11 protein-coding genes are annotated in these 15040 nt (G+C 69.4%); 2 read left to right on the forward strand and 9 right to left on the reverse strand.

Annotated elements, in window-relative coordinates; translation table 11 throughout:
• Positions 1–73: 73 nt before the first annotated feature.
• Positions 74–1222, reverse strand: coding sequence for a 4-hydroxybutyrate dehydrogenase (gene gbd, locus GO999_RS18950; RefSeq protein WP_211907112.1), 1149 nt, complete (start codon positions 1220–1222; stop codon positions 74–76).
• Positions 1223–1316: 94 nt separating this feature from the next.
• Between gbd and GO999_RS18955 the strand changes: the two genes are divergently transcribed.
• Positions 1317–1499 (forward strand): hypothetical protein, encoded by a 183-nt coding sequence (locus GO999_RS18955; RefSeq protein ID WP_043876849.1) that lies wholly within the window; start codon positions 1317–1319, stop codon positions 1497–1499.
• Positions 1500–1633: 134 nt separating this feature from the next.
• Here the strand turns inward: GO999_RS18955 and GO999_RS18960 are convergent, their stop codons facing one another.
• Genes GO999_RS18960 through GO999_RS18985 form a run of 6 tightly spaced genes read right to left on the reverse strand, consistent with a single transcriptional unit; the run spans position 1634 to position 6024 of the window.
• Positions 1634–1780 (reverse strand): hypothetical protein, encoded by a 147-nt coding sequence (locus tag GO999_RS18960; RefSeq protein ID WP_211907113.1) that lies wholly within the window; start codon positions 1778–1780, stop codon positions 1634–1636.
• Positions 1749–2393 carry a hypothetical protein gene (locus tag GO999_RS18965; RefSeq protein ID WP_211907114.1) on the reverse strand — a complete coding sequence of 215 codons (645 nt, stop codon included), beginning with the start codon at positions 2391–2393 and terminating at the stop codon, positions 1749–1751. The genes GO999_RS18960 and GO999_RS18965 overlap by 32 nt, the downstream gene beginning before the upstream one ends.
• Positions 2390–3073, reverse strand: coding sequence for an SCO family protein (locus GO999_RS18970; RefSeq protein ID WP_165591910.1), 684 nt, complete (start codon positions 3071–3073; stop codon positions 2390–2392). The genes GO999_RS18965 and GO999_RS18970 overlap by 4 nt, the downstream gene beginning before the upstream one ends.
• 48 nt (positions 3074–3121) lie before the next feature.
• On the reverse strand, positions 3122–3733 hold the full coding sequence (locus GO999_RS18975; RefSeq protein WP_011004281.1) for a c-type cytochrome: 612 nt from the start codon (positions 3731–3733) through the stop codon (positions 3122–3124).
• An 18-nt stretch (positions 3734–3751) separates the two neighbouring features.
• Positions 3752–4375 carry a cbb3-type cytochrome c oxidase subunit II gene (locus GO999_RS18980; protein WP_019719634.1) on the reverse strand — a complete coding sequence of 208 codons (624 nt, stop codon included), beginning with the start codon at positions 4373–4375 and terminating at the stop codon, positions 3752–3754.
• Positions 4372–6024, reverse strand: coding sequence for a cbb3-type cytochrome c oxidase subunit I (locus tag GO999_RS18985; protein WP_016727504.1), 1653 nt, complete (start codon positions 6022–6024; stop codon positions 4372–4374). Before GO999_RS18985 ends, GO999_RS18980 begins: the two co-directional genes overlap by 4 nt.
• 402 nt (positions 6025–6426) lie before the next feature.
• Between GO999_RS18985 and uvrA the strand changes: the two genes are divergently transcribed.
• Positions 6427–12264, forward strand: a complete 5838-nt coding sequence (gene uvrA, locus GO999_RS18990) for an excinuclease ABC subunit UvrA (protein WP_211907115.1) — start codon at positions 6427–6429, stop codon at positions 12262–12264.
• 86 nt (positions 12265–12350) lie between these two features.
• Here uvrA and GO999_RS18995 read toward each other — a convergent pair whose 3' ends face one another.
• On the reverse strand, positions 12351–13694 hold the full coding sequence (locus tag GO999_RS18995) for a dicarboxylate/amino acid:cation symporter (RefSeq protein ID WP_016725365.1): 1344 nt from the start codon (positions 13692–13694) through the stop codon (positions 12351–12353).
• Positions 13695–13841: 147 nt separating this feature from the next.
• Positions 13842–14927 carry a tartrate dehydrogenase gene (locus GO999_RS19000; RefSeq protein WP_011004286.1) on the reverse strand — a complete coding sequence of 362 codons (1086 nt, stop codon included), beginning with the start codon at positions 14925–14927 and terminating at the stop codon, positions 13842–13844.
• Positions 14928–15040 lie beyond the last annotated feature (113 nt).

Raw genomic sequence — 15040 nt, forward strand, 5'->3', positions numbered from 1 at the left:
TTCGCGGTCTGCAACCATGGCGCCATGGGCCGGCGCCGGCGGTTGTCATGCCCCTCCCGGATGGCAGGCCGGCTCACAGCGATTCGCGCAGCATGCTCCGGTAGTCGGCCGGCGTCGCTTCACGCGGATTCGTCCTGTGGCAGTAGTCCGCCCGCGCATTGCCGATCACGCGGTCGAACGTGCTTTCGTCCAGGCCCAATTGCCTGAGGCCGGTCGGCAGCCCGAGGCGGACGTTCATGTCGTAGACCGCCTGGGCGAGGTCGGCCTCCTCCGGCAGGCCCATCGCGCGGCGCAGGCGCACGTAGCGCCGCTGCTCGACGACGCTGGCCGCCGTCTCGTTGAAGCGCAGCACGGCAGGCAGCAGGACGGCGTTGAGCGTGCCGTGATGCAGTTGCGTCTGGCCGTCAATCGCGATCGCGCCCAGCGCGTGCGACAGCGCATGCGCGCAGCCGACGCCCTTCTGGAACGCCATCGCGCCCTGCAGCGATGCGCTCATCATGTGCAGCCGCGCGTCGCGGTCGTCGCCGTCGTGCGTGGCGCGCTCGATGTGGGCCCATGCGCGCTCCAGGCCGTCGAGGGCGATGCCCTCGGCGGGCGGATTGAACGCCGGCGCGAGGAAGGTCTCGATGCAGTGGGTGATGGCGTCCATGCCGGTCCCCGCGGTCAGCGTCGCGGGCAGTCCGAGCGTCAGCCCCGGATCGCAGATGGCGGACCTGGGCACCAGGTGCCACGAATGAAAGCTCAGCTTGCGCCCGTCTTCGACGATCAGGGCGGCGCCCCGCGCCACCTCGCTGCCGCTGCCGGCGGTCGTCGGCACGGCGATCAGGGGCGGCACGGCTTGGGTGATGCGATCGCTGCCCCCTTCGACCGTCGCGTAGCGGGTCAACCCGCCCGGGTGCGTGGCGGCGATGGCCGCGCCTTTCGCCAGATCAATGGACGAGCCTCCACCCACGGCGATCAGCCCGTCGCACGCCTGTTCGCGATAGCCGGCCGCGGCGGCCATGACCATGGCCTCGGTCGGGTTGGAGGGCGTCTCGTCGAACACGGGAACGCGCCCCATGTCCAGCGCGTCCAGCACGCGCTGCGCGAGGCCTACCGCGACCACCCCCTTGTCCGTGACGAGCAGCGGGCGGCGGATGCCGAGCCGCGCGCATTCCGCGGGCAGCTGGGCGAGCGCGTCGTAGCCGAGATGGATGTGCGTCAGGTAGTAGATGTAGGCCATATCCACGATCGGCGGGTGCGTCCGGTTTGCGGTCTCCGGAATGTGACCGGTTGCGCCATCAGGTCGAGGAACCGGCGAGCGGCACGCAACAGGCATGGACGCGGCATCCGCGGTTGCGGCCGACGCAAGCGGGCTGAAACGATCCGAACGGATCACGCTGCCGATTTCCGCAATGTTGACGCTGGCTCGGGTCGAACATCCCCGCAATGGCGCGGCGCAGATCCGTCAGCCGCCGGGCCCGGCGGGGCGCGGCAACCGCCGCGGCGGTTCTGCGTGACGCCAATGCGCCGGGTTTTCCAATAGAAAGCCGCGATATTAATTGCCGACTTGAACGAAAAGCAAACGGTTTATGGCCCGGCAGCAAAGCATTTCGAATGCAATTAGATAAGATAAATTCAATTCTGATTTGAATTAATCAAAGCCCATCACCGCCATCGCTTCCAGCGGGACAGGCTGCCGGGCCCGATCGATCGGCTCGCCGACATCGCCGTCGAGATGGACCGGCGCCCCCAGGCAGGCCGGCAGGTCATTGCCCGTCTCGATCCCGTTCCTGGGCAAGAAAGGTGAATCCGAAGCCGGGCAGGCGCCGCAGATGCAGGACAAGACCGGCTGCAACCGCAACGGCATAGCCCAGCAGGCCCACCCCGGTCAGCCGCTGATCGTCCAGCAGGTAGTTGGCGCACAGGCGGCTCGGCGTGTCGTGGAACAGCAGGCCCACCGTGGCGAGCATCCACACCATGTTGCCGGCGAAGAACACCAGGCCCCCGCCGGGCGCGCGCCGCAGACCGTGCTCCAGCGCGCCCCCCGCGACAAACAGCGAACCCAGCTTGGCCGCGTTGATGCCGGCATCGAGCCGCGCCAGATCGAGCGCCAGCGGCACCATCCAGAACATCAGGCACAAGGTCGCGCCGACCAACGGCGCCAGCCCCATGTGCATGACCGCCTCGACGACGCGGCCGTCACCAAGGCGTCGCGCAACGATGCGGGAAGCCACCCATCCCGATGCCATCACGAGCGGAAACTCCACCAGCATCTGCAGCGCCATGGTGGATTCGACGCCGTTGCGAACCGGCGCCAGCAGGAGCACCAGGGGCAGGAACAGGACACCCCGCTCCGCCCTCGCGCGGTGCAGGCGCAACGGCACTGCCGAAAGCCTGGCCGCCGGCTTCATCGCAGCGCCTGCTGTGCCGCGGACAGCGCGTCATTGAACGCGCTGTAGTCGTAAAGACCGAGCACGACGCCGCGCGCGTCGATGAGGTGGATCTCGCCGTTGTGCACGTATCCGCCCAGCCCGTCCGGTATCGCGACGACATCGAGCGAGCGCAGCAGCGCAGCCTTCGATGCGGCCGTCAGCGGCGCGCCGATGCGCCAGGCGGCAGGGTCGGCATGCTGCTGGAGGCCATACGCAGCAAGGCTTCGCGCATCGTCGTGGTCGGGGTCGATGGAAACCGACAGGAGCTCGACACGGCCCGCCAGCGCGCCGGCGCGAATACGCTGCTGGAGCTGGAAGAACTCGGCGCCCAGCGCAACGCACACGGTGGCGCAGCGCGTATAGATGAAATCCACCAGATAGACACGGTCGGCGCGGGCCGCCGGCGTCCACGGCACAAAGCGGCGCCCGAGTGCATCGCGCAGCGCCACGGGCGGCGCGATCAGCCTGCCCTCGGCGACCGCCAGGCCGCGGCGATCGTCCAGCGTCCACACTTGCAAGCCACGGGTGAGGCCGGACAGCGCGGCGAAGAAGCCGATGCCCAGCGCCAGGCAAGCGACGCCGGCGGCCCACAGGCTCGGCGGCTTCGGGGACGAGCCTGGCTGCCGGTCCCGGGACGCCGCTTTCGGCAATTCATGCATGCACGCCCCTTGCTCCGACCGATGGCTACCGGGCGCCCTGCGGCACGCTCACCATTTGAGCTTGCCGAGTTCGTCGTCACCGTTGTAGGGCGCGGTGCGTCCCTTGGTCGCGTCGCGCACCTGGGTGACCGCTTGCGCAAGGATGGGCGCCGCGGCGTTGCCCCACTGGCTGCGCACATAGCTCAGCACGGCAGCGATCTCGGCATCGCTGAGCTGGTCACTGAACGTGGGCATCGCGCCATTGAACTTGGCGCCCTTGACTGTCAGCGGGCCGGCGATGCCGTGCAGGACGATGGCGGCCACGGTCTCCGGGCGCCCCTGCACCCATTCCGAGCCCGCCAGTGGAGGGAACACCCCGGGCAAGCCCTGGCCGGCCGCCTGATGGCACGCCGCGCAGCGCGAAGCGAACAGGGCTGCGCCGTCGGCGGCGCCACTGCCGCCGCCAGCCTTCCCCTTTTCGAGATCGGCCACGGTCCGGCCATCCCCGAGACTCGAAGGGACATTGATCGGGGCATTCGCGATGTAATAGATCCCCCACACGATCAGTACCGCCACCAGCAGCTTGATGCCCAGGGGAATGGGCGTCTGGGATTCGCCGGGCTCGGCGTGCTCGCGCTGCTCTTGCCGGGTCGGCGGCGGTGCGGACTTGTCGTTCGGCATGGTCGTGGCTCCGCCGGGCTAGTTGGCGGCCGCGGACTTGCCGGCCTTGCCGGCCACGGCATCCGGCGCGGCAAGCGCCGCATACGTATGGTCGAGCGACTTCAGGTAAGCCACCAGATCGAGCGCCTCGGGCGCCGCCACGACGACCTTGCCCGGCGGCGCCACGCCCGGCGGCAGGGTCACCACGCGATCGCCCTGGTCGGCCGCGTCTTTCTCGTCGAACAGATACGGATAGCTCGGCATGATGCTCTGCGCGACGTAGGCTCTCGGCTGGTACAGGTGGCCGAGATGCCAGTCGGCGCTGGGCTGGCGCGCGCCGATGTTGAACAGATCCGGTCCGGTGCGCATGGTGCCGAGCAGATGCGGGTGATCGTAGTAGTAGTCCGCCGCCACCGACGCCCGCCCCCAGCCGCGCTTGGCGTCGGGCGCGAAAGAGGCATCGCGTGGCTGCTGCGAATGGCAGTAGACGCAGCCGTTGCTGATATAGATCTGGCGCCCGCGCAGTTCCGCCGCGGTGTACGGTTTGAGTTCCCGGGGCGCCTTCAATTCATGCAGCTGCAGGAACGGCAGGACCACCAATGCGCTGGTGGCCAGCGCCAGCATGAACATGCCCGATGCGATCAGGAAGGTGACGCTCCTCATGAGCCGGCTCCCGCTTTGGGCACGTCGGCCAGGGCGAACATCGCCGGCTTGTCCCGGTTCGGGCCCAGCCCGAAGATGACGCAGGCGAAGTGGACGACGAACAGCAGGTGGCCCAGCACCATCAGCGCGCCGCCGACGGAGCGGGCCTCCAGGTACGGCACCGTCACCGTGACCGAATCGATGAACGGCCGCGACGCATCGAGCATGGCCAGGCCCTGGAGCGTGCCCGCGATGGTCAGGGCGACGAAGTAGATGCCGATGCCGATGGCGGCACACCAGAAATGCGCCGTGATCAGGCTCGGATACGGCCACTCGCGCTGCGTGATGCGCGGCACGATGAAGTAGATCGAGCCGAAGAAGACGAAGCTGACGAACGCATACAGCCCGAGATGGGCGTGGCCCACCGTGTAATGCGTGAAATGCGTGATGACGTTGACGCTGCGCAGCGCTTCGAACGACCCCTGGACCGAACTCAGGGTGTACATCATCCCGCCGAAGGTCACGAACCGCAGCGTGGGCGAATACAGCAGCGCCTTGAAGTGGCCCCGCATGGTCTGATGCAGATTGACCGAGAACGCGACGACCGGTATCAGCATCATCATGCTCTGCACGATCGACAGCGTGATCAGCCAGCCGGGTACCGGCCCGCCCACCAGATGGTGGCCGCCCACCTGCCCGTACAGGAACGCGAGCGTCCAGAACCCGAGCAGCGACAGGCCGTACGACTGGATCGGCTTGCCGATGATCTTGGGCAGGAAGTAGTAGATGGAGGCCAGCGCGAGCGGCGTGTAGAACAGCCCCAGCACGCTATGCCCGAACCACCAGTTCATGGTCGCCTGCTCGACCCCGAAATGCACATAGGGCACCTTCGCCACCAGGTACAGCACGGGAAACCAGAAGAGCGCGCAGCCCATGTACCAGACCGACACATAGAGATGGCTGACCCGGGTCGCCAGCAGCGTCAGCACCAGGGGGATGCCGACCAAGGCGCCCCCCACGGCAAACAGGACGCCGATCTGCCAGGGAATCTCCAGCCATTCGAGCCCGTCGGACAGCCCGACCGCGATGCTGCCCAGGCCGGCAACGACGCCGGCATTCCACATCATCGCCCCCAGGACCGCGAAGTTTCCGCCCACCAGCGGGGTTTTCAGCACGCGGGGCAGGACGAACTGCGCAATGCCCAGGCCGGCCATCGGCGCCCAGCCGTAGGCCACCGCATTCAGGTGGATGGTGCGGATGCGCCCGAACGACAGCCACGCCTGCGTGGCAAGCGCATCGGGGAGATGCAGCTTGAGCGACGCGGTCAGCCCCGCCAGGGAGGCCACCAGCAACCACACCATCGCACTGCACAAGAACACGAAGACGACCAGCGACGATGAGCGGTCGGCGGCCGCGCGGGCGGCCAGGTCTGCGTCGGAGGTGGCGGGGGGCGCGGAGGGCTCGGCGGCCGCGCTGATGCCTTCCAGCGCGGTCCGCTGTTCGCCGGTCGCCGCGGGCTCTTCGGGCCGGCCGATCTCGTCGCGGCCGAAGATGATGCCCGCCGCGCCTTGGGAGCCATCCAGCAGCCCATAGCGGGTGCTCACGATGAACATGAGCAGGCCGACCACGGAAAGGATGAAGGCCGACAAAAGGATGGAGACCGTGCTCATGCAATCCGCTCCGTTTCTCGTGCTTCACGCCTGGACGGCGGACTGGAGGCGCACGCTGCCCAGGGCCGTGCGCCGGCGATGCTCTGCAGCCGGAGTCGCCCGCCCCGGAAGGGCGTGCACTCCAATCTAGGCGATCAACGGAAATTTGCAACCGGATGGGCGGGCGCGGGCCATGCGCATCGACCTCCCCCGTCACGTCTCCGAAGGGCCCTGCGGGCCGGAACACGCCCCGCTCGGCCGCCGCGCACCGCTCTGCCGTGCTCCGTTCCCGAGGCCGGGCCGCCCCCGCACCGCGACGGCCATCGGGCCCGCCGCGCGGGAATCGGCTACAGTTTACGGCTCGAATTTCCGGCCGCCGGCCCGCTGCGCGCCGGCGCACGCCAACCCCTGCAAGGAACGCCCATGTCTTCCGGTGTCATTCGCCTGCGCGGAGCCCGTCAGCACAACCTCAAGAACCTCGACCTCGACCTGCGCACCGGCGAGATGACCGTGGTCACCGGCCCATCGGGCTCGGGCAAGTCCAGCCTGGTCTTCGACACGCTCTACGCCGAGGGCCAGCGCCGCTATGTCGAGACCTTCAGCGCGTACGCGCGCCAGTTCCTCGACCGCATGGACCGCCCGCAGGTCGACCGCGTCGAGGGCGTGCCGCCGGCGATCGCGATCGACCAGACCAACCCGGTGCGCAGCTCGCGCTCGACGGTCGGCACGATGACCGAGCTCAACGACCACCTCAAGCTGCTGTTCGCCCGCGCCGCGCAGCTGTTCGACCGGGAGACCGCGCTGCTGGTGCGCCACGACACGCCGGAGACGATCTACACCGAACTGCTGGCGCGCACGCGCGAGGCCGATCCCCGCCTGGTGGTGACCTTCCCCGTGGAGCTGCCCGCCAGCACCACCGCCGATGAGGTGACGCAGTGGCTGTCCGTCAGCGGCTATACGCGGGTGCAGGCCGAGCGCGAGGTCGAATCGCCCACCGGCAAGCGCAAGCTGCTCGACGTGGTGGCCGACCGCTTCCGCCTGCAGGGCACCGAGCGCGTGCGGGCGCTGGAGGCAATCGAGTCGTCGCTCAAGCGCGGCGGCGGCCGCGTCAACGTCTACGTGCTGGCCGACGAAGGCGAGCCCGACATCTGGCGCTTCTCCACCGGCCTGCACTGCCCCGAGAGCGACCTGCGCTACGCCGATCCGCAGCCCGCGCTGTTCTCCTTCAACTCCGCCTACGGCGCATGCGACGCCTGCCGTGGCTTCGGCCGCGTGATCGGCGTCGATCTGGGGCTGGTGATCCCGGACGCGCGCAAGACGCTGCGCGACGGCGCTGTCAAGCCGATGCAGACCCCGGCCTGGAAAGAATGCCAGGATGATCTGATGCGCCACGCCGCCCGCCACGACATTCCGCGCGACACGCCGTGGGCCGAGCTGACCCAGGCCCAGCGCGACTGGGTCATCAACGGCGAACCCGACTGGAAGCGCGGCGGCTGGAACAAGCAGTGGTACGGCGTGCGGCGCTTCTTCGACTACCTGGAGTCGAAGGCCTACAAGATGCACATCCGCGTGCTGCTGTCCAAGTACCGCAGCTACACGCCCTGCGAGACCTGCGGCGGCGCACGGCTGAAGACCGAGGCCATGCAGTGGCGCCTGGGCACGAAGGACAACGCCGACGCCGTGCTGCCGCCCGCGCAGCGCTTCCTGCCGCGCGGCGTGGCCTGGCGCCGCGAGCCGCTCGAAGCCCTGCCCGGCCTGACGGTGCACGACCTCATGCTGCTGCCGATCGCGCGCATCCGCCGCTTCTTCGACGACTTGACGCTGCCCTCCACCCTGCTCGACGACGCGCTCAAGCTGCTGCTGGCCGAGGTGCGCACGCGGCTGGCCTACCTGTGCGACGTCGGCATCGGCTACCTGACGCTGGACCGGCAAAGCCGCACGCTGTCCGGCGGCGAAGTCCAGCGCATCAACCTGACCACGGCGCTGGGCACCTCGCTGGTCAACACGCTGTTCGTGCTCGACGAGCCCAGCATCGGCCTGCACCCGCGCGATCTGGACCGCATCGTCGAAGCCATGCAGCGTCTGCGCGATGCCGGCAACACGCTGGTCGTGGTCGAGCACGATCCGTCGGTCATGCTCGCCGCCGACCGCCTGATCGACATGGGCCCCGGCCCCGGCGAGCGCGGCGGCAGCATCGTCTTCGACGGCACGCCCGCCGCCGCCCGCTCGGCCGACACGCTGACGGGCGCCTACCTGTCCGGCCGCCATCGCGTGGCCGACGCCACCGACTGGCAGCGCCGCGCCGTCGACGAGGCAACGCCGCGCCTCGTGCTCGAAGGCGCGGGCGAGCACAACCTGCGCGACATCACGGTGGAGATCCCGCTGCAGCGGCTGGTCTGCATCACGGGGGTCTCGGGCTCGGGCAAATCGACGCTGATCCAGGACGTGCTCCACCCCGCCCTGGCGCGCCATTTCGGCAAGGCCACAGAGGCGCCCGGCGCCCATCGCGCGCTGCGCGGCGCGGACCAGGTCAGCGACGTGGTCTTCGTCGACCAATCCCCGATCGGCAAGACCGCGCGCTCGAACCCGGCCAGCTACGTCGGCGCCTTCGACGAGATCCGCAAGCTGTTCGCCCGCGCGCCGATGGCGCTGCAGCGCGGCTACACGGCCGGCACGTTCAGCTTCAACTCGGGCGACGGGCGCTGCCCGACCTGCGGCGGCTCGGGCTTCGAGCATGTCGAGATGCAGTTCCTGAGCGACATCTACCTGCGCTGCCCCGACTGCGACGGCACCCGCTATCGCGCCGAGATCCTCGAAGTGAAGATCGAGCGCGGCGACCGGATGCTGTCGGTGGCCGACGTGCTCGCGCTGACCGTGAGCGAAGCCGCCACGCTGTTCGCCGCCGATGCCGACGTGCTGCGCGTGCTCCAGCCCATCGTCGATGTCGGCCTGGAGTACGTCAAGCTGGGCCAGCCGGTGCCGACGCTGTCGGGCGGCGAGGCGCAGCGGCTCAAGCTGGCCGGCTTCCTGGCCGAAGCCGCGCAGGCGGCCCAGGCCGCGGCGCGCAAGCGCGTCAAGCCGGAGGCGGCGCCCAATGCCGGCCGGCTGTTCATGTTCGACGAGCCCACTACGGGCCTGCATTTCGACGACATCGCCAAGCTGATGCGGGCCCTCGGCAAGCTGCTCGGCGCCGGCCACTCGCTGATCGTGATCGAGCACAACCTCGACGTGATCCGCGCGGCCGACTGGATCATCGACCTCGGCCCCGAGGGCGGCGATGCGGGCGGCGAGCTGGTGTGCGCCGGCACGCCGGAGCAGGTCAAGGACTGCGCCGGCTCGCATACCGGCGCGGCGCTCAAGCAGTACGAGGCCAGCGTGGGCCGGCCGCAGGCGTCCGAAGGCGTGCCGCTGCAGACCGCCCTCGCCGAGCGCCGCGCGCGGCGGGCAGCCGTGGCTGAAGTCCAGGGCGACAACGTGGTGCGCATCGTCAACGCGCACGAGCACAACCTCAAGGCGCTGAACGTCGATATCCCGCACGGCAAGTTCAACGTCGTCACGGGCGTGTCGGGCTCGGGCAAATCGACGCTGGCCTTCGACATCCTGTTCCACGAGGGCCAGCGCCGCTATCTGGAATCGCTCAACGCCTACGCGCGCTCGATCGTGCAGCCGGCGGGCCGGCCCGAGGTCGATGCGGTCTACGGCATCCCGCCCACCGTGGCGATCGAGCAGCGCCTGTCGCGCGGCGGCCGCAAGAGCACGGTGGCGACCACCTCCGAGGTGTGGCACTTCCTGCGCCTGCTGTACGTGAAGCTGGGCGTGCAGCACTGCATCCACGACGGCACGCCGGTCACGGCGCAGAGCCCCGAGGCCATCCTCGCGCAGTTGCTGCGCGACCATCGCGGCGAGCACATCGGCCTGCTCGCGCCGCTGGTGGTCAACCGCAAGGGCCTCTACACCGATCTGGCCAAATGGGCCAAGGCGCGCGGCTACACGCACCTGCGCGTGGACGGCGCCTTCCTGCCGGTGGCCCCGTGGCCGCGGCTGGACCGCTTCCGCGAGCACACGCTGGAGCTGCCGGTGGGCGACATCGTGGTCACGCCCGAAAACGAAGCCGCGCTGCGCGCCCTGCTGGAGCAGGCACTGGAGCACGGCAAGGGCGTGGCGCACGTGCTCGCGCCGCTCGACGGCCTGCAGCGCGCCATGCACGACGGCGGCACCGCCCAGGTCGGCAGCGTCAAGGTGTTCTCCACCAAGCGCGCCTGCCCGACCTGCGGCACCAGCTACCCCGAGCTCGATCCGCGCATGTTCTCGTACAACAGCAAGCACGGCTGGTGTCCGGGCTGCGTCGGCACGGGCCTGGCGCTCACGCGCGAGCAGCGCGCCGCATTCGACGATACCGTGCTGGGCGGCGACGACCGCGGCCGCGAGCAGACCCTGCCGTCAGAGGAAGTCGACCCCGAAGGCATGAGCGACCTGCCCTGCCCCCAGTGCAACGGCACGCGGCTGAACCCGACGGCGCGCGCGGTGACCTTCACCGACCAGGCCATCGTCGACATCGCGCAGTGGACCGTGAGCCAGACCCGGCGCTGGGTCGAGGGGCTGGCGCTGGCGGGCCGCGACGCCGAGATCGCGCGCGACGTGATCGCCGAAATCCACAGCCGGCTGTCGTTCCTCGAAGAAGTCGGGCTGGGCTACCTGAGCCTGGACCGCGCCGCGCCGAGCCTGTCCGGCGGCGAGGCGCAGCGCATCCGCCTGGCCGCGCAGCTGGGCAGCAACCTGCAGGGCGTGTGCTACGTGCTGGACGAGCCCACCATCGGCCTGCATCCGCGCGACAACCGGATTCTGCTCGACGCCCTGCGCAAGCTCGGCGACAAGGGCAACACGCTGGTGGTGGTCGAGCACGACGAAGACACCATCCGCCGCGCCGACCACATCATCGACATCGGCCCCGGCGCCGGCAAGCGCGGCGGCACGGTGGTGGCGCAGGGCGGCGTGCGCGACCTGGCTTCGCAGCCGCAGTCGCTCACCGGGCAGTTCCTGGCCCAGCCGATCCTGCATCCGCTGCAGCCGCGCCGCGAGGTGGCGGCGCCCCGCTCCGGCGCGGCGGCCTCGCCCGAGCGCTGGCTCACCGTGCACGGCGCCTCGCTGCACAACCTGCGCAACCTCACCGCGACGCTGCCGCTGGCGCGGCTGGTGGCGGTCACCGGCGTGTCCGGCTCGGGCAAATCGACGCTGGCGCGCGATGTGCTGATGGCCAACCTGCTCGATGCCGTGGGCCGCTCGGTGCTGTCGTCGCCGGCCACGCGGCGCGCGCGCCGTGCCGCGCAGGCCGAAGCGGGCGCCGCCGCGAAGGCGCCGGCCAAGCTGAACGTGCGTCACGACTGGCAGGGCTGCGAGGGCATCAGCGGCTGGGAATCGATCGACCGCGTGCTGGAGGTCGACCAGACCCCGATCGGCAAAACGCCGCGCTCCTGCCCGGCCACCTACATCGGCGTATGGGACACCATCCGCAAGCTGTTCGCCGACACGCTCGAGGCCCGCGCGCGCGGCTATACCGCCTCGCGCTTCTCATTCAACACCGGCGACGGCCGCTGCCCGGCCTGCGAAGGCCAGGGCGTGCGCACCATCGCCATGAGCTTCCTGCCCGACGTGAAGGTGCCGTGCGACGTCTGCCACGGCCAGCGCTTCAACCCCGAGACGCTGGCCGTCACCTGGCGCGGCAAGAACATCGGCGACGTGCTGACGATGGAGATCGACGAGGCGGTCGCGTTCTTCGGCGCGATGAACAGCATCGCGCATCCGCTGCAGTTGATGAAGGACGTGGGGCTGGGCTACCTGACGCTGGGCCAGCCCTCGCCCACGCTGTCCGGCGGCGAGGCGCAGCGCATCAAGCTCGTCACCGAACTGAGCAAGGTGCGCGACGACCTCACGCGCCGCGGCCAGAAGGCGCCGCACACGCTGTACGTGCTCGATGAGCCGACCGTCGGCCTGCACATGGCGGACGTGGCCAAGCTGATCCGCGTGCTGCACCGGCTGGTCGACGGCGGCCATAGCGTGATCGTGATCGAGCACGATCTCGATGTGATCGCCGAGGCGGACTGGATTCTCGATCTCGGCCCCGAGGGCGGCGTCGACGGCGGCACCATCGTCGCGGCCTGCGGGCCCGAGGCGCTGGCGCAGGTCGCGGCCAGCCATACGGGCGCGGCGCTGGTGCCGGTACTGTCGCGCGGGCCGCGGGCGGGGCAATTGCGCGCCGGCTGAACGGGACGCACGGAAGGAACATGGCGCCGCCCTTCGACAGGGCGGCGCTATCGGCTTCACAACCCGCCGCGCGCGGGACGACCCAATCAGTGCGCCAGCGGCGGATGCGCCGCCTCGACATGCGCCACCGGTGCATGCACATGCACGGCCTGCGGCGGCGTCTGCGCTGCCTCCGGCACGCCATCCAGCGCGGCCTGCAGGCGCTCCCGGTCCACCGCGCCCACCCAGCGGGCGATGGCCAGCGTGCCCACGGCGTTACCGATGGTATTGGTGATGGCGCGCGCCTCCGACATGAAGCGGTCGATACCCAGCAGCAGCACCATCCCCGCCACCGGAATCTTGCCCAGCGAGGCCAGCGTCGCCGCCAGCGTGATGAACCCGGACCCGGTCACGCCCGCCGACCCCTTCGACGTCAGCAGCAGCACGCCCAGCACCACCAGCTGGTCGGTCAGCGTCAACGGCGTGTTGGTGGCCTGCGCCACGAAGATCGCGGCCATGGTGTAGTAGATGCACTGGCCATCCGGATTGAAGGTCAGGCCCGACGGCACCACCAGGCCCACCACCGGCTTCGACACCCCGGCCGACTCCAGCTTGCGCATGAGCTGCGGCACCACCGATTCGGACGAGCTGGTGCCCAGCACCGTGAAGATCTCGTCCCGGATGTACCTGAGGAACTTCCACAGGCTGAAGCCCGCCAGCCGCGCCACGCCGCCCAGCACGATCGCCACGAACAGCACGCACGTGAGGTACATCGTGGCCATCAGCTTGCCCAGCGCCGCGATCGAGCCCAGCCCGTACTTGCCCACGGTGAAGGCCATCGCCCCGAATGCCGCGATCGGCGCCAGCCGCATGATCATGCCGACGATGGAGAACACGCCCTGCGTGAAGACATCGAGGAAATCGACCACCGGCCGCGCCCGCGTGCCCATGCGCGACAGCGCGATCCCGAACAGCGTGGCGAAGACCAGGATCTGCAGGATGTCGTTGCGCGCCAGCGCATCGATGATGCTCGACGGCACCAGGCTGAGCAGGAAATCGACCAAGGTCTGCGGCCTGGCCGCGGCATGGGTGTAGCTGGCGATGGCCTTGGTGTCGAGGTGCGCCGCATCGACGTTCATGCCCTGCCCCGGCTGGACCAGGTTGACCACGATCAGGCCCAGCGCGAGCGCGAAGGTGGACAGCACCTCGAAGTAGACCAGCGCGCGCACGCCCACGCGCCCCAGTTCCTTCATGTTCTCCATGCGCGCGATGCCGAGCGTGACGGTCGCGAAGATGATGGGCGCGAACACCATCTTGATGAGCTTGATGAACACGTCGCCGAGCGGCTTGAGATCGCTGCCGAGGTTGGGCGCCGCCACCCCCAGCACGATCCCCGCCGCAACGCCGATCAGGACTTGCACGTACAGTTTGCCGAGCGTCTTGCGGATCATGGCTGTCTCCTGTGATGTGTCTGTGCCTGCGTTTCCGGGCGGCTCTGACGGCCGGTCCCCTTGATCTGGAAGGCAGGCAGCCGCCCGTGGGCGGCCGGCGGCAGCGGCGGCGTGATGACGCCGCTGCCCTTCACTGTCGTGGCGTGGTCATGCGGCTTGCGCCTGCGAGACCGCCAGGCACTCGCAGACCGCCCGCGTGACCTGCACCGTGGTGGCATTGCCGCCCAGATCGCGCGTATGCAGCGCGGGGTTGGCGGTCACGGCCTCGATGGCCTGCATCAGGCGGCGCGCGGCGGCCTGCTCTCCCAGGTGCTCCAGCAGCATCACCACCGACCAGAACGTGCCGACCGGGTTGGCCAGCCCCTTGCCCATGATGTCGAAGGCCGAGCCGTGGATCGGCTCGAACATCGACGGATAACGGCGTTCGGGATCGATGTTGCCGGTCGGAGCAATGCCCAGGCTGCCGGCCAGCGCCGCCGCCAGGTCGCTCAGGATGTCGGCGTGCAGGTTGGTCGCCACGATGGTGTCGAGCGAGGCCGGCCGGTTGACCATGCGGGCCGTCGCCGCATCGACCAGTTCCTTGTCCCACTGCACGTCGGGGAATTCCTTCGACACCTGCACCGCGATCTCGTCCCACATCACCATGGCGTGGCGCTGCGCGTTGGACTTGGTGATCACGGTCAGCAGCTTGCGCGGGCGCGACTGCGCCAGCCTGAAGGCGAAGCGCATGATCCGCTCGACGCCGGCGCGCGTCATCATCGACACGTCGGTGGCGGCCTCGATCGGATGCCCCTGGTGCACGCGGCCGCCCACGCCCGCGTATTCCCCTTCCGAGTTCTCGCGCACGATCACCCAGTCCAGGTCTTGCGGGCCGCAGCGCTTGAGCGGCGCATCGATGCCGGGCAGGATGCGCGTCGGGCGCACGTTCGCGTACTGGTCGAAGCCCTGGCAGATCTTCAGGCGCAGGCCCCACAGCGTGATGTGATCGGGAATCTGCGCATCGCCGGCCGAGCCGAACAGGATGGCGTCCTTGCCGCGCAGGGCGTCCAGCCCGTCCGCCGGCATCATCGCGCCGTGCTGGCGGTAGTAGTCACCGCCCCAGTCGAAGTTCTCGAATTCGAAGCGAAAGCCCGCGCCCGCGGCGGCGAGCGCTTCCATGACTTCACGCCCGGCCGGCACGACCTCCTTGCCAATGCCATCGCCGGGAATGGTCGCGATACGGTATGTCTTCATCTCCTGTCTCCTGATCGGATCGGTCATCGGTGTCGTGCCATTCTCGGCCGTGGACAGGGTTGCGGATCGGCCCTAAAGTTAATCCATTCTTAACCTCCGATTAACAGTGGAAC

It is taken from the genome of Ralstonia nicotianae, from assembly GCF_018243235.1.
GTDB classification, from domain to species: Bacteria; Pseudomonadota; Gammaproteobacteria; order Burkholderiales; family Burkholderiaceae; genus Ralstonia; species Ralstonia nicotianae.